This window comes from Paenibacillus sp. YSY-4.3, from assembly GCF_054767475.1.
Map to the genome: position 1 here is coordinate 1,127,596 of NZ_BAABMC010000001.1, position 19,208 is coordinate 1,146,803.

The 19,208-nt window shown below is 49.4% G+C and carries 19 protein-coding genes; 16 read left to right on the forward strand and 3 right to left on the reverse strand.

Annotation, left to right across the window (positions count from 1 at the left end):
- The first annotated feature begins 33 nt into the window (after positions 1-33).
- From ACYUJT_RS05320 to pduL, 5 genes are all read left to right on the forward strand, one after another.
- Positions 34-294 (forward strand): stage V sporulation protein S, encoded by a 261-nt coding sequence (locus tag ACYUJT_RS05320; RefSeq protein ID WP_006286829.1) that lies wholly within the window; start codon positions 34-36, stop codon positions 292-294.
- Between the two features lie 154 nt (positions 295-448).
- Entirely contained in the window at positions 449-1,396 is a 948-nt protein-coding gene (locus ACYUJT_RS05325; protein ID WP_460319781.1) for a dipeptidase, read from the forward strand.
- Positions 1,397-1,624: 228 nt separating this feature from the next.
- Complete coding sequence (locus ACYUJT_RS05330; protein WP_460319326.1) at positions 1,625-3,385, forward strand: 2-oxoacid:acceptor oxidoreductase subunit alpha; 1,761 nt, start codon at positions 1,625-1,627, stop codon at positions 3,383-3,385.
- 1 nt (position 3,386) lies between these two features.
- Positions 3,387-4,253 carry a 2-oxoacid:ferredoxin oxidoreductase subunit beta gene (locus ACYUJT_RS05335; RefSeq protein ID WP_460319327.1) on the forward strand — a complete coding sequence of 289 codons (867 nt, stop codon included), beginning with the start codon at positions 3,387-3,389 and terminating at the stop codon, positions 4,251-4,253.
- Positions 4,254-4,374: 121 nt separating this feature from the next.
- Complete coding sequence (pduL, locus tag ACYUJT_RS05340; protein WP_460319329.1) at positions 4,375-4,947, forward strand: phosphate propanoyltransferase; 573 nt, start codon at positions 4,375-4,377, stop codon at positions 4,945-4,947.
- Between the two features lie 89 nt (positions 4,948-5,036).
- Here the strand turns inward: pduL and spoVAD are convergent, their stop codons facing one another.
- From spoVAD to ACYUJT_RS05355, 3 genes are read right to left on the reverse strand one after another with little or no spacing between them, the layout of a single operon-like run.
- Positions 5,037-6,053: a stage V sporulation protein AD gene (gene spoVAD / locus ACYUJT_RS05345; RefSeq protein ID WP_460319330.1), complete on the reverse strand. Its 1,017-nt coding sequence runs from the start codon at positions 6,051-6,053 to the stop codon at positions 5,037-5,039.
- A 1-nt stretch (position 6,054) separates the two neighbouring features.
- Positions 6,055-6,543, reverse strand: a complete 489-nt coding sequence (spoVAC, locus tag ACYUJT_RS05350; RefSeq protein ID WP_460319332.1) for a stage V sporulation protein AC — start codon at positions 6,541-6,543, stop codon at positions 6,055-6,057.
- Between the two features lie 11 nt (positions 6,544-6,554).
- A complete protein-coding gene (locus tag ACYUJT_RS05355; RefSeq protein ID WP_460319333.1) occupies positions 6,555-7,415 on the reverse strand; it encodes a DUF421 domain-containing protein in 861 nt (286 codons plus the stop codon).
- 173 nt (positions 7,416-7,588) lie between these two features.
- On the opposite strand from ACYUJT_RS05355, the gene ACYUJT_RS05360 reads away from it, so the two are divergent.
- From ACYUJT_RS05360 to ACYUJT_RS05410, 11 genes are all read left to right on the forward strand, one after another.
- Complete coding sequence (locus ACYUJT_RS05360) at positions 7,589-7,795, forward strand: DUF1657 domain-containing protein (protein ID WP_283928151.1); 207 nt, start codon at positions 7,589-7,591, stop codon at positions 7,793-7,795.
- A gap of 223 nt (positions 7,796-8,018) precedes the next feature.
- Positions 8,019-9,569, forward strand: a complete 1,551-nt coding sequence (gene miaB, locus ACYUJT_RS05365; RefSeq protein ID WP_460319335.1) for a tRNA (N6-isopentenyl adenosine(37)-C2)-methylthiotransferase MiaB — start codon at positions 8,019-8,021, stop codon at positions 9,567-9,569.
- 72 nt (positions 9,570-9,641) lie between these two features.
- Entirely contained in the window at positions 9,642-10,097 is a 456-nt protein-coding gene (locus tag ACYUJT_RS05370) for a YlbF/YmcA family competence regulator (RefSeq protein WP_460319337.1), read from the forward strand.
- 181 nt (positions 10,098-10,278) lie between these two features.
- Positions 10,279-10,701: a PaaI family thioesterase gene (locus tag ACYUJT_RS05375; protein WP_460319338.1), complete on the forward strand. Its 423-nt coding sequence runs from the start codon at positions 10,279-10,281 to the stop codon at positions 10,699-10,701.
- A gap of 81 nt (positions 10,702-10,782) precedes the next feature.
- Positions 10,783-11,568: an NUDIX domain-containing protein gene (locus ACYUJT_RS05380; protein WP_460319340.1), complete on the forward strand. Its 786-nt coding sequence runs from the start codon at positions 10,783-10,785 to the stop codon at positions 11,566-11,568.
- A gap of 122 nt (positions 11,569-11,690) precedes the next feature.
- On the forward strand, positions 11,691-12,233 hold the full coding sequence (locus ACYUJT_RS05385) for a cysteine hydrolase family protein (RefSeq protein ID WP_460319342.1): 543 nt from the start codon (positions 11,691-11,693) through the stop codon (positions 12,231-12,233).
- A gap of 58 nt (positions 12,234-12,291) precedes the next feature.
- Positions 12,292-13,746 carry a nicotinate phosphoribosyltransferase gene (locus ACYUJT_RS05390; RefSeq protein ID WP_460319782.1) on the forward strand — a complete coding sequence of 485 codons (1,455 nt, stop codon included), beginning with the start codon at positions 12,292-12,294 and terminating at the stop codon, positions 13,744-13,746.
- 309 nt (positions 13,747-14,055) lie between these two features.
- The gene (locus ACYUJT_RS05395; protein WP_460319344.1) at positions 14,056-15,060 is read left to right on the forward strand and encodes a 2-oxoacid:acceptor oxidoreductase family protein; all 1,005 of its coding nucleotides are present in this window, start codon (positions 14,056-14,058) and stop codon (positions 15,058-15,060) included.
- Between the two features lie 67 nt (positions 15,061-15,127).
- A complete protein-coding gene (locus ACYUJT_RS05400) occupies positions 15,128-17,431 on the forward strand; it encodes a thiamine pyrophosphate-dependent enzyme (RefSeq protein WP_460319345.1) in 2,304 nt (767 codons plus the stop codon).
- 62 nt (positions 17,432-17,493) lie between these two features.
- A complete protein-coding gene (locus tag ACYUJT_RS05405; protein ID WP_460319347.1) occupies positions 17,494-18,492 on the forward strand; it encodes an acrylyl-CoA reductase family protein in 999 nt (332 codons plus the stop codon).
- 177 nt (positions 18,493-18,669) lie between these two features.
- Entirely contained in the window at positions 18,670-19,203 is a 534-nt protein-coding gene (locus tag ACYUJT_RS05410) for a hypothetical protein (protein WP_460319349.1), read from the forward strand.
- Positions 19,204-19,208 lie beyond the last annotated feature (5 nt).

Here is a 19,208-nt window from a genome sequence, read left to right on the forward strand (position 1 = left end):
GAATCAACCATTATTCCCAGGGAGGTACTTACCATGGAAGTATTAAAAGTTTCAGCAAAATCCAATCCCAACTCCGTTGCCGGTGCGCTTGCTGGAGTTCTTAGAGAACGTGGCGCTGCTGAACTTCAGGCTATAGGAGCCGGTGCTCTGAACCAAGCCATCAAAGCGGTAGCGATTGCCCGGGGATTCGTTGCACCAAGCGGCGTTGACTTGATTTGTATTCCAGCGTTTACGGACATTGTCATTGATGGCGAGGATCGTACAGCCATTAAACTGATCGTTGAGCCTAGATAAAATAATAAATCGTTCAAATAATTAGATACCTGTTTACGAGCGCATGCGTAGACAGGTTTTTTGCATTTACGGCAAACCATATTATGATTCATCGTTTCATTTCCAGGCGGAAACGTGTAATCAGCTAATGAAGGGCGGGGGGGCGAGTTTGAAAATGAAAGTCGTCGATTTCCATTGCGATGCTTTAAACAAAATGCGGCTTCATCCCGGCATGGACTTCAATACAGACGACCGGCTCGACGTAATGGCGAAGCGAATGAGGCAAGGCAACGTGAAACTGCAGTGCTTTGCCATTTTCTTATCCAAACAGCTCGGTACTCCGAATATGGGACATATTTTGGATCAAATAGATATTTACAATGCGTGCATCGTTCCGAGTGGCGTCTCCCCCATTCGCTTTGCGGATGAGCTGGAGCAATGGGAGCTGGAGGGGAAAGTGGGAGGATTACTGTCGCTGGAAGGAGCGGATGGCCTGGAGGGGAATTTGCATTATTTGCAAGTATGCTTCGATTTGGGCGTTCGTTTGCTCGGAATTACCTGGAATCATGCCAATTGGGCAGCCGACGGCATATTGGAGCCCCGTAACGGAGGGTTCACGCTTAAAGGCGTTCAACTCGTCCATTTAAGCCATCAGCTAGGAATGATACTGGATGTATCCCATTTATCGCAGAAGGGCTTCTGGGAGCTTGCAGAGCTCTCAGAAGGCGCGCGGCGTCCCTTCATTGCCTCCCATTCGAATGCTTACGCAGTTTGCGATCATGTCAGAAATTTGCATGATGAGCAAATTCAAGCTATCATACGAATGAACGGGCGGATCGGTGTGACATTTGTCCCTTGGTTCGTCCATAAAAGCGGTACTCCGTCGAGCAAGCATTTGCTTCCTCACATTGAGCATATTTGCGCTTTGGGCGGGGAGAGCCATATTATGTTTGGCTCGGACTTCGATGGAATCGAAGAGCACCTAAGTGATTTAGATCATTGCGGTCGCTATTCCGAGTGGGCGGAAATGCTGCTGAAGCATTACCCCGAGCGGCTTGTACGAGGATGGTTGTACGATAATGCGGTTAGGTTTTTGCGCAAATGGCTGCCAAAAAACAAGTAAGCGCTTTAATTAATCCAATCGTGAGATCGATATGATCGAAAACAACTATATGAGAAAAGGCTCGAAAACGCTTGCTTTTTATTTGTTTGCGACATAAAATTGACATGACTCTGAAACAGAATGTTCACAATTCTGGAAACGATGAATGCTGTTTCCAAGTCAACATTCTAGCTGCACTATAAATATAATGATAGTGCTATAGCGATACGATTAAAGGGGTGGGCGATCTTGATTAGTCAATTGTCTTGGAAGATCGGTGGACAGCAAGGCGAAGGCGTTGAAAGTACAGATCGGATTTTTTCGACGGCCTTGAACAGACTTGGATATTATTTGTACGGGTACCGACATTTCTCCTCCCGTATTAAAGGCGGCCATACGAATAACAAAATTCGGATCAGTACAATGCCGATTCGTGCGATTTCCGACGATTTGGACATTTTAGTCGCTTTTGACCAAGAAAGTATCGATTTGAATGCACATGAGCTTCGCAGCGGTGGCGTCATCGTGGCCGATGCTAAATTCGATCCTACCGTTCCTGAAGGTGTCGACGCGACTCTCTTCGCGGTTCCGATTACGGCGATTGCGGAGGAGCTGGGTACTTCACTGATGAAGAATATGGTAGCGTCTGGAGCATCTTGGGCGTTGCTTGGTCTACCGTTGGAAGTATTTAATAAAGCTGTAGAAGAAGAATTTGGGCGTAAAGGTCCTGCGATTGTTGAGAAAAATATCGAAGCGGTGAAACGCGGTGCGGATTTCGTGCTGGAGCTTGCCGGAGGTCCGATTGACAGCTTCAAGCTTGGCCCGGCAGACGGCAAACAGAAACTGTTCATGATCGGTAACGATGCGATCGGCCTTGGCGCGGTTGCTGCCGGATGCCGGATTATGAGTGCGTACCCGATTACGCCGGCTTCTGAAATTATGGAATATTTAATTAAGAAACTGCCGAAATTCGGTGGAACGGTCGTTCAAACGGAGGATGAAATCGCCGCAATTACGATGGCAATCGGCTCGAACTACGCCGGCGTACGGACAATGACTGCATCGGCGGGCCCTGGTTTGGCCCTGATGATGGAAGCGATTGGACTGGCTGGAATGACTGAAACGCCTGTCGTTATTGTGGATACGCAGCGTGGAGGTCCAAGTACAGGGCTTCCAACGAAGCAGGAGCAAAGTGATATTAACGCGCTGATCTACGGAACTCATGGTGAAATTCCGAAAATTGTAATTGCGCCTAGTTCGATCGAGGAATGCTTCTACGATACGATTGAAGCCTTCAACCTTGCTGATAAATATCAAGTTCCTGTTATTCTAGCGACAGATCTTCAGCTTTCACTAGGCAAGCAGTCCTGCGAAGTGCTTGATTACAACAAAATTGTCATTGACCGCGGATATATGGTGAAGGATATTCCTGATCGCGAAGATGGCAGCATGTTCAATCGCTATGCATTTACGGAAAACGGGGTCTCCCCACGGGTTCTGCCAGGCGAGAAGAATGGCATCCACCACGTTACAGGCGTAGAGCATGATGAAGCTGGCCGTCCATCGGAAAGCCCGGTTAACCGGAAGAAAATGATGGATAAACGTCTGCGCAAGCTGAACAAATTGGAAATGACGAATCCGATTCATTTGCAGGCTCCACATGCTGAGCCGGAAATTCTTGTCATCGGCATGGGGTCTACGGGCGGAACGATCGATCAGGCTCGCACTCGTTTGGACGCCGAAGGAATCAAGACGAACCATATGACCGTTCGCTTGCTGCATCCGTTCCCGGTAGACGAAGTGCTTCCGCAAATTAAGAAAGCGAAGAAAGTGCTCGTTCTGGAGAACAATGCGACAGGCCAACTGGCCAACCTGATCAAGCAAAATATCGGCTATCACGATAAAATTGTCAATGTGCTGAAATATGACGGTAATCCGTTCCTTCCTTCGGAAGTTTACAACGAATGCAAAAATGTAGCCGGGAATAAACCGCAGGAGGAGTTGGTGTAAAATGGCAACTTTCAAGGAGTTTCGCAATAAAATCAAACCGAACTGGTGTCCAGGCTGCGGGGACTTCTCCGTGCAAGCTGCGATTCAACGCGCTGCCGCGAATGTAGGACTTGAGCCAGAGGGTTTGGCTGTCATTTCCGGAATCGGTTGTTCCGGACGGATTTCTGGATATATCAACGCTTATGGTCTCCATGGAATTCATGGCCGTGCGCTGCCGATCGCTCAAGGCGTAAAGCTGGCGAACCGCGATCTGACCGTCATCGCTTCCGGCGGGGACGGCGACGGGTTTGCAATCGGTATGGGCCATACGGTTCATGCGATTCGCCGCAATATCAACATCACTTACATTGTCATGGATAACCAGATTTATGGATTGACGAAAGGCCAAACTTCTCCGCGAAGCGGCGAAGGCTTCAAGACGAAGAGTACGCCTGAAGGCTCCATCGAATCAACGTTGTCTCCGCTAGAGGTAGCTATAGCTGCGGGTGCCACATTCGTAGCGCAATCCTTCTCCAGCGACTTGAAACAGTTGACTTCGTTGATCGAACAAGGCATTCAGCATGAAGGCTTCTCGTTGATCAACGTATTCAGCCCGTGCGTAACGTTCAACAAAGTGAATACGTACGACTGGTTCAAGGACAACATCATTAATCTGGATACGGTAGAAGGCTATGATTCTACAAATCGCCTTGCCGCGATGACAAAGCTGATGGAAACGGGCAGTATGATCACAGGTTTGATTTATCAGAACAAAGAGAAGAGAAGCTACGAGAACCTCGTTCACGGTTTTTCCGAGGAGCCGCTGGCGCATCAATCGCTGGCATTATCCCAGGCTGACTTTGACAATCTTGTAGCAGAATTCAGATAATACGGTGAAAGATGTCCTTTTTGGGAGGACATCTTTTTTCTTTTTGTTTGAAATAGGTGTATAATGGGTAACGATGTGAAACGTCATCGACATAGAGAAAAAACTGAGGAGTGTTTGCAAAATGAGCAAAACAGTGCCAGTCGGCGTATCAGCGCGTCATATTCATTTGACTCAAGAACATATTGAGGCTTTGTTCGGACAAGGCTACCAGCTTACGGAATTCAAGCCGTTGTCCCAGCCAGGACAATTTGCGGCTAACGAGACGGTTGCTGTCATCGGTTCGAAGGGTCAATTCGACAAAGTGCGTATACTAGGGCCTGCACGTCCTGCTTCACAGCTTGAAATTTCCCGTACTGATTCGTTTGCAATCGGTGTGAAGGCACCGGTTAGAGAATCTGGACATATTGATGGCACGCCGGGCATTAAGATTAAAGGCCCTGCTGGAGAAGTGGAGCTGCAAGAAGGAGTAATTGTAGCGGCTCGCCATATCCACTTCCATACTTCAGATGCTGAGAAATGGGGCATTAAAGATAAGCAAATGCTGAAAGTTCGTTTGGGTGGAGAACGCGGCCTAGTGCTGGAGAACGTCATTGCGCGCGTATCTGATTCCTTTGCACTGGACATGCATATCGACACGGATGAAGCTAATGCAGCCGGAGCGAATAATGGCGATACGGCTGAAATCATTGACTAATTGGCTAGGCGATTGAATAACGGGCTATCCCAGGATGAGATCATCCCCTGGGATAGCCCGTTTATCGTTTGTTTGGCAGTTAGGTGATTTTACGTTGCCTGCGTACTTTCGATTGACACCGCATGTGCAATGCACGGTATCGTCTCTCCCTGCTGAAAGGACAAGGGAGAGAGCAGTGCGCCTGTAGCAACGACAAGAATTCGGTTTAATTCGCCTTGTTCGAGCTTATTCAGCAGGTGTCCATAGGTTACGACGGCCGAGCAGCCGCAGCCGCTGGCTCCCGCTTGAACCTGCTGTTTGCTGTAATCGTAAATCATCATGCCGCAGTCTTTATAGACGGTCCCTTCCATAGGGATGCGATGTTCCATCAGCAAATCTTTAGCGATATCATAGCCTACTCTGGCCAAGTCGCCAGTAACGATCAGGTCGTAATACGACGGATCAATTCTCATATCTCTGAAATGGGCTTGTATCGTATCAACTGCTGCAGGAGCCATGGCAGCTCCCATATTGAACGGGTCGCTGATTCCCATATCGATAACTCTGCCGATCGTCGCCGAAGTGACAACTGGCCCTTCCCCGTCCAGTGATACTACGGCAGCGCCCGAGCCGGTTACGGTATATTGCGCTGTTGGCGGCTTCTGTGAGCCGTATTCTGTAGGGTAACGGAATTGCTTCTCCGCACTTGCATTATGGCTGCAGGTACCGGCAAGAGCGTATTTAGCCCCGCCATGGTTTACGGTGAATGAAGCGAGTGCGAGACTTTCCATTGAGGTGGAGCATGCCCCGAAAAGACCGAGAAAAGGGATGTTTAGCGATCTGGCGGCAAAGCTGCTGCTGATGATCTGATTCATCAAATCTCCGCCAAAGTAAAACTGAACCTGTTCTTTTGTCAGACCAGCTTTTTGGACCGCTAGATTGGCTGCTTCTTCGATAAGCGTCTTTTCCGCCTTCTCCCAGCTTTCCTGTCCGAGATACAGGTCTGAATGTATGATATCAAAGTCTTTGGCCAGCGGCCCATCACCTTCGAAGGGGCCGACGATCGTCGCCCTGCCGACGATTTTCGGTTTGTTCTCAAATATCCAGCTTTGGTGGCCTTTAAGCATGTCACGAACCTCCTCCTCCTGCATATCCAGGTACGAAAATGGCGTAAATAATACCGATGATGAACGCAGCTACGGTTCCAAATACAATTACGGACCCGGCTAGTTTAAACATTCCCGCTCCTACTCCCAAGACGATTCCTTCGCTGCGGTGCTCGATGGCAGAAGAGGCCATGGAATTCGCGAAGCCGGTGACGGGTACGGCGGTTCCAGCACCAGCCCACTGGGCGATTTTATCGTATATCCCTAGTGCTGTAAGTATAATGGACAGTAATATCAGCACGGCAACGGTCGGGTTGCCCGCTTCCTTATCCGTAAAACCGCCATACTTCATGAACGCCTGGCGGATAGCTTCTCCAATGAGGCAAATCGTGCCTCCGATAAGGAAAGCACGGATACAATTGCCCCAGACGGGACGCTTTGGTTCTTTGGACTGCGCCAGTTTTTGGTATTTCTGTTGGACCGGCGTCATTTTTTTATTTTTGTTTCCCATCACATTGCCTCCTATCTAGCCAAGAGCGGCTTGACGTCATTAATGATTTGCTGCAATTGCTCGGAGCAGTTGGTGTAAAGCTGTTTAGGCTCTGCTTCTACCGAGGATAAAGCATACATCTCCAGATCGGCTTCACATTTTTTCAATGTGGCGAGCAAGACTGCCTTTTCTTGAGGTTCAGGAACAGTTAATTTATCGTCGTATAGATCCACATAAAGCTGACCGAAGCCGTCAACCTGTGCGACAAATACATTTTCGACAGTTACGCCGAGCTTCTCCAGCTCGGTATGAAGCCAGGCCCTGTTCAGGCCGATCGTAGAGAGCGGCTCATCCATGATGCTTCCGTCAAGAATGACTGCTTGCGTCTCCGGTTCAGGAGAAACCTTAATCCCTAAATGAGATGGGGTTATAGGTTGATATTCTCTTTTTAGCAGCACATTGATCTCTCCACTCGGCTCAATAACTGCAAACTCGACTTCGGCTGCCTTGAATATGCTTTTTTTCCGCAGCTGTTCCAGCAGCTCCTCGTTCGTGAGCTTTTCCTTTTTCAAATTGTCCTCAAGGATTTTGCCGTTCTGGATCAGGACGGTTGAGCTGTTGTCGATCAAGTTTCTGGCCTTCTTGCTTTTGATTTGCAGGAACTCTATTCCCAAAGAGACGAGAACCCAGACGACTAATGCGGTAATGCCGATATACCACTGCTCCTCATGGTTCACCGAAATATAAGCAGCCAAATCCCCAATCGTGATCCCTGTAATATACTCAAATAAGGAAAGCTGCGAGATTTGCCTTTTTCCAAGCAGTTTGGTCAGAAGAAAGAGTACTGCGATTGAAACCAGGGTTCTTACGACAACCTCTAACCATATTTGCATACTGACGCTGACACTCCTTTCATTACGCCTAAAACACGGGTAACCAAATTATGCGCAGAAGCTGATTTTTTACTAACACAAAATTTGGAAGAACGTACTCCAGTATGTTTTGTGTAAAATGGGTCAAATTATGATGGCGCAAAGCACAGTTATAAGGTTAGGTGGTGAATCAGATGACAGTAGCTTCACAAGTGAAAACGACGCTAGCGTCGTTAAAAAGCGCTCAAGCGAACCTGGAGTCATTCGCTCTAGGCACGCAAAACCAGGATGCAAAAAACTTGTTTACTGCGGCGGCTCAACAAACGCAGCAAATCGTTGACCAAGTGGAAACAAGAGTTACGCAACTGGAGAATGAAGAACCACAGTATAAGGGATTCTAGGACAACTTCGACCGCAGAAAATGAAGAAGCAATAGCCGAGCCCGTTCCATTGGAACGGGCTTTTGCGCGTGCTGAAGAAGCTTACAGAATAATCACCAAAGACCTCTTCGCGTCTGGATATCAATTTAGAAGCATGTTATAATTTAGTGTAATGCATTTTTCAATTACTCAAGAGTACGTTATAGTTTTAGCGATAGATTGACTAAAGGAGTGGGCCGACATCATGGCTAAGGAAACGAAGGATTACTCCAAGTATTTTGATTTCTCGGACGCCAAAGTCATTTCCGAGGACGAGAGCGGGAAGAAAATCAGAATACGCGGACGGGATATTCAAATTCTTTCGGAACCGGATCACCGCAAAGAGAAGCAGCGCGGGAAAGAGGATATTCAAGTGCTGTACAATACCGCCGTGCCTGAGGAACTGAAAGGTATCGGCACCGGCAAGAAATATATTATTTATACGTACGGCTGCCAGATGAACGAGCATGATACCGAGACGATGAAGGGTCTGCTTGAGGAAATGGGCTATACTTCTACGGAAGAACGTAAGGATGCGAACATTATTTTGCTGAACACTTGCGCGATCAGAGAGAACGCCGAAGATAAAGTGTTTGGGGAGCTTGGCCATCTGAAGGGGCTTAAGACGGAAAATCCGAATCTTCTGCTTGGCGTATGCGGCTGCATGTCGCAGGAGGAAGGCGTCGTGAACCGGATTATGCAGAAGCATGGTTTCGTCGACATGATTTTTGGCACGCATAATATCCACCGGCTGCCTCATTTGATCCGTGAAGCGTTGTTCAGCAAAGAAATGGTCGTCGAAGTATGGTCCAAAGAAGGGGACATCATCGAGAACCTGCCGAAGAAACGCGAAGGCATGAGAGCTTGGGTCAACATTATGTACGGTTGTGATAAATTTTGCACATATTGCATCGTTCCATTTACGCGGGGTAAGGAGCGCAGCCGCCGTCCTGAGGATGTCATCGCCGAGGTGCGCGATTTGGCGCGCCAAGGCTTCAAGGAAATTACCTTGCTTGGACAGAACGTAAATGCCTATGGTAAGGATTTTACGGACATCGATTATACGTTTGCCAATTTGATGGACGACATCCGCCAGATCGATATTCCGCGCGTCCGCTTTACGACTTCGCATCCCCGCGATTTTGACGATGCTTTGATTGAAGTGCTGGCGAAGGGTGGCAATCTGGTCGAGCATATCCATCTGCCTGTTCAATCCGGCAGCACCGAGGTGTTGAAGCGGATGAGCCGCAAATATTCGCGGGAGCATTATTTGGAGCTCGCTGGCAAAATCAAGAAGGCCATACCTGACGTGGTGCTGACGACCGATATTATCGTTGGCTTCCCTGGGGAGACTGATGAGCAGTTCGAGGATACACTGTCCTTGGTTCGCGAGATAGGATATGACTTCGCGTATACGTTCATTTATTCCCCGCGGGAAGGAACGCCGGCTGCGGTCATGGAAGACAACGTTCCGATGGAAGTGAAGAAGGAGCGTCTGCAGCGGCTCAACGACGTCGTTAACGAGCATTGCCGCATCAGCAACGACCTGATGAAGGGCAAGATCGTCGAGGTGCTTGTTGAAGGGGAGAGCAAGAACAATGCCGATGTGCTGTCCGGCCGGACGCGCAGCAACAAGCTGGTTCATTTTGAGGGCAGCAAAGATTTGATCGGCAAGTTCGTGCAAGTGGAAATTACTGATCCAATGACATGGTATATCAAAGGGAATATCTTGACAGAAGCGGTTACCCCCGCTTAATTAATAGGATTACATACAGGCTGAAACCCTGTAAGAAATATATGGTTTGAATATAGTTGGGAGGATAGAGCCTTGGGACAAGAGCATAACCACACGACCGATTGCGGAATTCCGAAATTCGATTCCCGTGATCTCGTCATTCGAGAAGATATTATGGCTAAAGCTAAGGAGCTCGCGGAGCTCATCGGGACAAGCGATGAGGTTCAGCATTTTCAGAAGGCTGAGCAACTGATCCAGAAGCATGAAAGAGTACAAACGGTAATTAGCGCCATTAAGAAGAAGCAAAAGGAAATCGTAGCCTTCCAAAGCTTCCAGAATCAAGCGATGGTCGACAAGATCGAACGTGAGATCGATGAGCTTCAGGATGAGCTGGATGAAATTCCGCTCGTGACCGAATTCCAGCAGAGCCAAAGCGATATTAACTATTTACTGCAGCTCGTAATTTCGGTGATTCGGGATACGGTATCGGAGAAGGTAAACGTTGAGTCCGGGAGCGAATCAGCTCCGGCCTCGGGATATGGGGAGTAAGTCGTTATGAATCTGTGCGGAGGCTTACCCTTCGCACTTTTTTTGACGATATACCTTAGAATTTTTATTTAACATCATGAAATATCCGCAATGTGACGATTGTTTGAATTAAGACATCTTAGGAATAATACATCGAGAAAGGGTTGGCGTAGTCAACCTATACAGAATAGGGGGAACGATAATGGATTGGACGGATATCATGTCCCGCAGCGAGAAATCGTTTTGGGGACTGCTTGGCCTCCGGCTGTTATCGGCAGACAGTCAGCGCGTGGAAATCGCCCTTACCGCCACAGAGTCGCATCTTAACTCAATGGGCATCGTTCATGGAGGCGTAATATCATCGATGATGGATCAGGCGATGGGAACGCTAGTAACGGCCGCTAAGGGAGGCCGGGAAGGCGTAACGACTCATTTGAACGTTAACTTTCTTAGTCCGATGCAAATGGGCGAATTGATCGTGACGGCTTATCCGCTGCATGAGACCTTCCGTACGATGACTTTGCGTGCAGAAGTCCGCAACAGTGAAGGTGTATTGGGAAGCATCGCAACTGCCACGTTCCGGTTGCCGAAGGATAAAGGGAATTCCGGCAAGGATCAAGGCTGATTCATAATATTGCAATTCAACGGAATGTTGCCCGGGAGTTCGCTAGGTAACGTTATCATATGATTAATGTGGTGATTCATGATGAATATGGAACAAGAACAGGATCAGGGACAACATCGCTACGATGCCAAGAAATACCGGACACCGGACGGAATTCCTGCAGACATAGTCATGTTTACACTAGCCAAGCAGGAGCGAAAGGCCGCCACAAAGTCACTGCCCAGATTCGACTTGAAGGTGATGCTGATCCGCCGCAGAAGCTGGCCGTTTGCCGGGGCTTGGGCGCTGCCGGGGGGATTCTCTCAAGAGGATGAATCTTTGTATGAGACCGCTCGGAGAGAGTTGAAGGAAGAGACAGGAGTAGACGGCCACCACTTGGAGTATCTCGGTGTATACAGTAAGCCCGGACGCGATCCGCGAGGCTGGATTATCTCCCATGCTTTTTTCGCGCTTGTGGAGGAATGGGTGCTGGAGAAGCGTCAATCCGCTGATGATGCCCAGGAAGTCGGATTGTATACGGTGAAGGAGGCGTTGGAGGATTTGCAGCTGGCGTTCGATCACCGTGAAATTTTGGAGGACGCTTATAGGAGAATTCAGCAGCAGATGCTTCATACGACGATTGCGAAGCAATTTTTGCCGCCTCATTTTACGCTTGGCGAGCTTTATCAGGTCATTCAAACGGTTGTCCCGGACTTCGCGGAGCTGAATTTCATTCGCAAAATCACGTCAACCCGCAGCAGGCAGGGGATTTTGGAGGAAGTGCGCGATGAGAACGGGGCTCCGATGCTGTCCAATCAATATTCGCAGCGCCCGGCGCAGCTGTATCGTTTTACCGACTATACTCCGAGATTATCCATCTATACTTAAGCTGTTTACGATGTCTTGAATACTTTGTTAATGTAGTTAACTATTAGTCAGCTGCCGTTTCATGTTCATTCCAAGTTCATAATTGCAAGTTTATTATTAAAGAAGGGCTGGGTGAAGCTGTGATGAAAGCACTGCTTGTTGTTGATTATACGAAGGATTTCGTGGATGGAAAGCTGCCAGTAGGAGAGCCGGCGATTTTGCTCGAATCGGCGATTTGCAAAATTACGGAGCAATATGTAGAGCAGGACGATTTTGTCGTTATGGCAGTGGATTTGCACGAAGAGGGTGATACGCTGCATCCGGAATCCAAACTATTCCCTCCCCATAACATCCGCGATACGGAAGGACGGGAATTATACGGTAAATTAGCTGATGTGTATGAACGGCACCAGGAACGGATTTACTGGATGGATAAAACGAGATACAGCGCTTTTTGCGGCACCGATCTCGATCAGAAATTACGTGAACGGGGTATTACTGAAATCGCGATTGTCGGGGTTTGCACAGATATTTGCGTATTGCATACCGCCGTGGATGCCTATAATAAAGGCTATAGCATTACGGTTTACGAAGACGGCGTAGCCAGCTTCAATCCGGAAGGCCATGCATGGGCACTTGGGCATTTTCGCGCTACTTTGGGTGCAAACGTAACAAGCAGCCGATAAACTTAAGTAAAAGCTGCGCATTTGTGCAGTTGCGACACCAGAGAGGATGAAAAGACAAATGCAAAGCGCAAGTTTGGCGCTACATACGGATAAGTATCAGATTAATATGATTTATGCCCACTGGGTAAATGGCACGCATGAACGCAAAGCGGTGTTCGAGGCGTATTTCCGCAAGCTTCCCTTCGGCAATGGATATGCCGTGTTTGCAGGTTTAGAGCGAATCGTGCAGTACATAACCCACCTGCAGTTTTCGGATAGCGATATCGAGTTTCTGGGTAGACAGGAAGAGAATTACGACCCGGCTTTTCTGGAGCTGCTCCGTAATTTCCGCTTTAAAGGCAATCTTTACGCTGTGCCTGAAGGAGCCTTGGTATTTCCGAGCGAGCCGCTAGTACGTGTAGAGGGAACGATTATGGAGGCCCAACTGATCGAAACCGCGCTGCTTAATTTCATGAACTTCCAGACCTTGATTGCAACCAAAGCATCACGGGTGAAGCGGGTGGCTGAAAAAGATGTGCTGCTCGAATTCGGGTCACGGCGTGCGCAAGAGGCAGATGCTGCCATTTGGGGTGCACGAGCCGCCTATCTGTCAGGCTTTGACGCCACATCGAATCTGCTTGCCGGAGAGATATTCGGCATTCCAACGAAAGGAACGCACGCACACTCCTGGGTTCAGAGCTTCGATTCTGAACTGGAGGCGTTTGAACGGTTCGCTGAGGCGCTTCCCGATCAAGTCTCGCTGCTCGTGGATACGTTTGATACGTTAAGCAGCGGTGTGCCGAATGCGATCAAGACGGCTAAGCTGCTAGAGAGCAAGGGCAAGAGACTAAGCAGCATTCGTCTGGATAGTGGAGATCTCGCTTACTTATCAATAAAGGCCCGTAAAATGCTTGATGATGCCGGTCTTCCATATGTCAAGATCGTTGCCTCTAATGATTTGGATGAAAATACGATCTTTAACCTCAAGGCACAAGGGGCCAAGATCGATATATGGGGCGTAGGGACCCAGCTTATTACTGCTGCGGATCAGCCAGCTTTAGGCGGCGTATATAAGCTTGTTGAACGTGAACGGAACGGAGCAATGGAGCCGACGATCAAAATATCCGCCAATCCGGAAAAAGTAACGACCCCGGGAAGAAAGGATATTTTACGTATTGTCGATGAGGAGAGCGGCAAAGCGATCGCTGATTACATCTGCTTCCCTCATGAGCAGCAGGCCAGATCCGGAGGGAAGCTGCGTCTGTTTGACCCGGTTCATCCCTATTTGAAAAAATCCGTTAAAAATTACAAGACCATCTCGATGCAGCAGCAAATTTTCGTGGATGGGGAGCTTGTTTATGAACTGCCCGCTCTTGATGCCATTCGAGCCTATCATAAAGAGCAGCTGCAAATGTTCTGGCCCGAGTATTTACGGAAGCTCAATCCGGAGAAGTATCGCGTCAACTTGAGCCAGGAGGCATGGGAGCTTAAGCAGAAGCTGATCGAGGAATATATGGGCCATCAAGAGGATTAAGCAAATTGAAGGGTTTTAAGGCTGTTTTCTAAGCATGAGCTTAGGAAGCAGCCTTTTTTATTTCTCGGGAAAGCGCAAAAACTGCTATTTTTAGCGTCGTTGCTTGCTTCATTCGACATCCGCTTCAAAATTGTCCATATGACATTTGTTACATCCGTCACACTCCACATATGGTAAATTGAAAAATTAATCGAGGTATTTTTGACTCGAAGTATTTGTGACGTTGTGGAAGGTCTTTTTGTATAGTTTTTACTGTAATTATTTCGTTTAAATGAACTCGCATAGGCGAAAGAAGGGAGTCCGGACGCAATGAAATTACCAAAATTGAATGAGTTAGGATTTTTCGAAATTCGGCTGGAATCGATAGGCGGCCTTGGAGCGAACTTAGCCGGCAAAATGCTGGCTGAAGCAGGGGTAGAGGGAGCCGGGCTGAATGGTGTCAGCTTCTCTTCATACGGATCGGAGAAGAAGGGGTCGCCGGTTAAGGCTCATATCCGTTTCTGTGATCTAGACACGCCGATTCGGGACACATCGCCCGTAGAGCGGCCGCATATCGTAGGTATTTTTCAGGAAGCGCTTGCGAAGACCGTCAATGTGATCAGCGGCATTTATGAGGACAGTACCGTTCTGGTGAACTCCCGCAAATCTCCGGCTGAGCTTAAGGAACAACTGAAGTTGCTCGGAGGCACGATTGCCGTCATTGATGCGACGGGTATCGCCTTGGAGGAGAAGAACCGGGTCAATATGGCGATGCTTGGGGCGATGTTTCGGTTATGTCCATTTTTGGACCCGCTTACGATGAAGGATGTCATTCGGAAATCCCTGGAGTCAAAATATCCCCAAATGGTCGCTCCTGCTATCGCCACGTTTGAACGGGGCTATCAGGAGGTGACGATTGAGACGTTCGCGCTGCCGGAGGGAATGAGCATGCCGTCCTTCACACGGGCGGATACGCCGGTTCTGGGGTACGAAACCCAGCCGATCGGAGGGATAGTGATCAATCCGGGCAACAGTATTTTGAAGGATCTGAGCATTTCACGTTCAGGGATGATGCCTCATTTTAAACTTGATGCTTGCATTCATTGCGCCCAATGCGACAACGTCTGTCCGGATAATTGCTTCGTATGGGAGGAGCAGCCGGACAAGAAGGGGCGTTTGCAGATGTTCCTGCAAGGGATCGACTATCAATACTGCAAAGGCTGCCTGAAATGCGTGCATGCGTGCCCAACGGATGCGTTATCTAGTGAACGAGAGGAAGATGGGGTTGCTGCGGCCAGCCGCATCCCGCACAGGTTCGATTTTGCGATGCAGTAAGAGGGAAATGTCGGCATAAAGAAGCTATCGTTGAAGTCCATTAAATAACAAGAAAGGCGGAAACGTCATGGCGATGGATATTGCAAAAGAGCAAGGCACAGCCAAGGTGGAGCAGCAGGTCGTTTATGAATCAGGCAATGAAATGGCGGCATACGCTGCCCATCAAATCAATTATCATATCATGGGGTATTTTCCGATATCTCCATCAACGGAGATCGCCCAATTCCTCGATTTGATGAAGGCAAACGGACAGCATGACATTAAACTGATTCCTTCTGACGGAGAGCACAGCTCGGCGGGAATATGCTATGGGGCATCCACGGCGGGAGGCCGGGTCTTTAACGCAACGAGCGCGAACGGGTACATGTACATGCTGGAGCAAATGCCGGTTCAATCTGGAACACGCTTTCCGATGGTCATGAATTTGGTGTGCCGGTCGGTGTCCGGACCGCTGGATATTCACGGCGACCATTCCGATTTGTATTTTGCACTGAATACGGGATGGCCGATCTTAATGTGCCGTGATCCGCAGGCCGTGTATGACATGAATATTATGGCGATCAAGCTGGCAGAGGATCCGGCAGTGAGGCTGCCCGTGCTCGTTGCCTCGGACGGATACTTTACCTCCCACCAGAAACGCCGGGTGCATACGTTCGCGAACCGCGAGGACGTACAGAAGTTTATCGGCGAACAGCCCGCAGGGTTCCCGCATACACTGGATCGCAACAACCCGATTACCGTCGGCCCATACATGAATGAGCCTGATTATATCAACAACTGCTTTCAGCAGTCTCAGGCGATGTACCATGCTGAGGACGTGTTTGAACGAATTGCGGGAGAGTACGAGCTGCTCACGGGCAGAAAATACGAAATGCTCGATCTGTATCGGATGGAGGATGCCGAGGTGGCGGTATTCCTCATGAATTCGGCTTCGGAAATCATCAAAGACGTAGTCGACAGCTTGCGGAGCCAAGGCATTAAAGCGGGTTCAATTGCGCCCAACATGATTCGTCCTTTCCCACAGAAGCAAATCGCTGAGGCACTTAAAAACGTGAAGGCTATTACGGTAGGCGACCGCGCCGATTCTTATGGGGCGCATGGCGGTAATATGACGAATGAGATTAAAGCGGCACTATATACGTATGGCAATACGACAACCCAGGTGGTTAGCCGCGTTTACGGCTTGGGCGGCAAGGAATTTTACGCTGAGGACGGCCATCATTTGTTTTCTTTGGCGATCGAGGCAGCGAAGAAGCAAAAGGTCGACGTTCCGTTCGATTATTACGGACATACGCCGGGCGACCCTGAGAAGGCGCCTAAACGGGTGCTGAATCCGCTCCGATTCGAGGATTTGAAGACCGGACTGATTCAAGTAACCAAAAATGAAGAGACTGGCAAGCTGGGCGTTCGCATACCCCCGCTGCGTGCCTTGACGAAGAAACCGAAACGCATTGCGCCAGGCCATGGCGCGTGCCCGGGCTGCGGCATTTTCTCTGGGCTGGAGCTGTTTTTTAAAGGGATCGAAGGCGACATCGTTGCGCTGTTCCATACCGGATGCGCTATGGTCGTTACGACGGGCTATCCGTACTCCTCGCACAAAGCGACCTATATCCACAATTTGTTCCAGAACGGTGCGGCAACCTTGTCCGGTGTAGTAGAGATGTTCTGGGAGCGCAAGCGCCGGGGAGAACTGGATGATCTCGGCCTGCAGGATGACTTCACGTTCGTCATGGTTACCGGCGACGGCGGGATGGATATCGGTATGGGACCGGCGATTGGGGCCGCACTCCGTAATCATCGGATGATTATCATCGAATACGATAATGAAGGATATATGAACACCGGGGCACAACTATCTTATTCGACACCGCTCGGCCATCGGACTTCAACTTCAAATATCGGCTCCGTGCAAAAGGGAAAAGTGTTCCATCATAAAGATACGGCGCAAATCATGGCGGCAACGAACATCCCTTATGTATTCACCGGAAGCGAAGCCTATCCTCAGGATTTGGTCAAGAAAGCGGCCAAAGCTCAGTGGTATGCTCAGAACGAGGGCCTGGTATATGGTAAAATATTAATAGCGTGTCCGCTAAACTGGATTAGCCCCGATGATGAGGGTACGAATATCGTTGACGCTGCCGTGAATTCCTGCTTTTTCCCGCTGTATGAAGTGGAGCATGGCATGACCGCGATCACGTATAATCCGGAGGAGAAGGGCAAACGCGTTCCGCTGGTGGATTGGCTCAAGACGATGGGCAAGACCCGCCATCTTACGAAGCCGGAGAACAGCGAGGCTCTGGCTGAGTTCGAGCGTGAAGTGAACCGGAGATGGCAAGTTTTATTAGCGAAGCATGAGCATCCGTATTTGTAGTCTCAAGGTTCTAGGCTAAAGTATGCAGCTGCAGTTATCGTATCAGCAAAAGGAGGCTTTCCGTGGAAAAGAAAACGTTTCGCGCGTATCGCGTGGATCAGAATGAGGACGGATTCTCGGCAGGCATCGAAACGGTTCAGCTTTCCGAATTGCTAGAGAGCGACGTTGAGGTTGAGGTACACTATTCCAGCATCAATTACAAGGATGGCCTGGCCAGCAGCCCGAAGGGGAAGGTAGTCAGCAGCTATCCGCGAATCCTGGGCATCGATTTGGCCGGAAAGGTGACAGCCTCGCGCAGCCCGGATTTTCAGACGGGAGATGAGGTGCTATGTACGGGCTACGGCCTTGGCGTATCTCATGACGGAGGATATGCCGAAGTTGCCCGCGTTCCAGCCGATTGGCTCGTCAAGCTGCCAGAAGGCTTAACCCTTCGGGAGAGCATGGCGCTCGGGACCGCAGGCTTTACCGCCGCCTTATCCGTGGATCGGCTGCTGCATAACGGGCTTCAGCCAAGCAGCGGGCCTATTCTTGTACGAGGGGCGACGGGCGGTGTTGGCAGTATCGCCGTGAACATTCTGGGCAAGCTCGGCTTTGAAGTTGTTGCAGCAACCGGGAAGCCTGAGACGGAAGCTACCTTGCTAAACTGGGGTGCGACGGCCGTCATTTCGCGGGAAGCGGCCTCAGCCGCTGTAAAGGGTGCGCTCGGCAAGACCCAGTGGGCGGCTGTCGTCGATCCCGTCGGGGGAGCAGGCCTGAGCGAGATTTTGAAAGCCGTGAAATATGGTGGATCGGTTGCATTGTCCGGCTTAACGGGCGGCGGAGCTTTTGAAGCATCGGTATTTCCTTTTATTCTGCGCGGCGTCAACTTGCTTGGCATCGATTCCGTCTACTGCCCGCAGGCGAAGCGGATTGAATTGTGGCAGAGGCTGGCTGCCGACTGGAAGCCGCAGCAAATGCTTCTGGAAGGCGTGAAAGCATATAAGCTGGAGCAACTGGACGAAGCATTTGCGACCGTACTGAGCGGCAAGGCGCTTGGGCGTCAAGTTGTTTCATTAAAATAATTGAATTGAATCTCCCTGTGGAGAGCTAAAGACGCAAGGGCAACTGCTCAATGAAGAGCAGCTGCCCTTTTTTTCAAACCGTTGAATCCATCTTCGGGGCTCGTATGAAACCGCCTTGCATGAGACAACCTAATCGTAATTCTAAAGCTGTTGAAGCGTATGAAAGAGGGGGTTGCCATGAACAGGCGGAAGGCTGGCTTATATGTAGTCATGCTCATTCTAGGGATAGTGGTTGTAACAGCAGGATGCCGAAGCGGTTCGAATCGTATTGCCAAAGAAGAGCTCGACCGCGTGCAAATGAGAACGTATCAGAAGGGAAACCAAAGGCAAGCTACGCAGGGAAAAACGCTAAATAAAGCTCTGCTCCATAATTTAGTCAACGAGAGCGCCAAACACGGAATTCGGCTGACTAAAGAAACCTACGCCGAAACGCTGGACGGTACGATCACCTATAATTATTTAATAGACAGCGATCCTCGTCATTTCGTGATCGTCTATGTTTATCCATCCGAAGAAAAGCGCATCCGGGAAATGGCTGAAATCTATGGCACAGGAAATATCCGCGTGAAATCGGCTAATCAGCCCGCGGTCATTGCCACACGCGGCAAAACCGCATTCGTATACGGCTCGAATGGAATGATGAATCATGCATATACCGAAAATATGCGGGCTGTGTTCGAGGAATTATTGAACCGGATGGCTAATCCTTGATCTTG

Coding starts and splice junctions, on each gene's coding strand:
- ACYUJT_RS05320 (WP_006286829.1), top strand. CDS start 34: ATGGAAGTATTAAAAGTTTCAGCAAAATCCAATCCCAACTCCGTTGCC.
- ACYUJT_RS05325 (WP_460319781.1), top strand. CDS start 449: ATGAAAGTCGTCGATTTCCATTGCGATGCTTTAAACAAAATGCGGCTT.
- ACYUJT_RS05335 (WP_460319327.1), top strand. CDS start 3,387: ATGGCAACTTTCAAGGAGTTTCGCAATAAAATCAAACCGAACTGGTGT.
- pduL (WP_460319329.1), top strand. CDS start 4,375: ATGAGCAAAACAGTGCCAGTCGGCGTATCAGCGCGTCATATTCATTTG.
- spoVAD (WP_460319330.1), bottom strand. CDS start 6,053: ATGCTTAAAGGCCACCAAAGCTGGATATTTGAGAACAAACCGAAAATC.
- spoVAC (WP_460319332.1), bottom strand. CDS start 6,543: ATGGGAAACAAAAATAAAAAAATGACGCCGGTCCAACAGAAATACCAA.
- ACYUJT_RS05355 (WP_460319333.1), bottom strand. CDS start 7,415: ATGCAAATATGGTTAGAGGTTGTCGTAAGAACCCTGGTTTCAATCGCA.
- ACYUJT_RS05360 (WP_283928151.1), top strand. CDS start 7,589: ATGACAGTAGCTTCACAAGTGAAAACGACGCTAGCGTCGTTAAAAAGC.
- miaB (WP_460319335.1), top strand. CDS start 8,019: ATGGCTAAGGAAACGAAGGATTACTCCAAGTATTTTGATTTCTCGGAC.
- ACYUJT_RS05375 (WP_460319338.1), top strand. CDS start 10,279: ATGGATTGGACGGATATCATGTCCCGCAGCGAGAAATCGTTTTGGGGA.
- ACYUJT_RS05380 (WP_460319340.1), top strand. CDS start 10,783: ATGAATATGGAACAAGAACAGGATCAGGGACAACATCGCTACGATGCC.
- ACYUJT_RS05385 (WP_460319342.1), top strand. CDS start 11,691: ATGAAAGCACTGCTTGTTGTTGATTATACGAAGGATTTCGTGGATGGA.
- ACYUJT_RS05390 (WP_460319782.1), top strand. CDS start 12,292: ATGCAAAGCGCAAGTTTGGCGCTACATACGGATAAGTATCAGATTAAT.
- ACYUJT_RS05395 (WP_460319344.1), top strand. CDS start 14,056: ATGAAATTACCAAAATTGAATGAGTTAGGATTTTTCGAAATTCGGCTG.
- ACYUJT_RS05400 (WP_460319345.1), top strand. CDS start 15,128: ATGGCGATGGATATTGCAAAAGAGCAAGGCACAGCCAAGGTGGAGCAG.
- ACYUJT_RS05410 (WP_460319349.1), top strand. CDS start 18,670: ATGAACAGGCGGAAGGCTGGCTTATATGTAGTCATGCTCATTCTAGGG.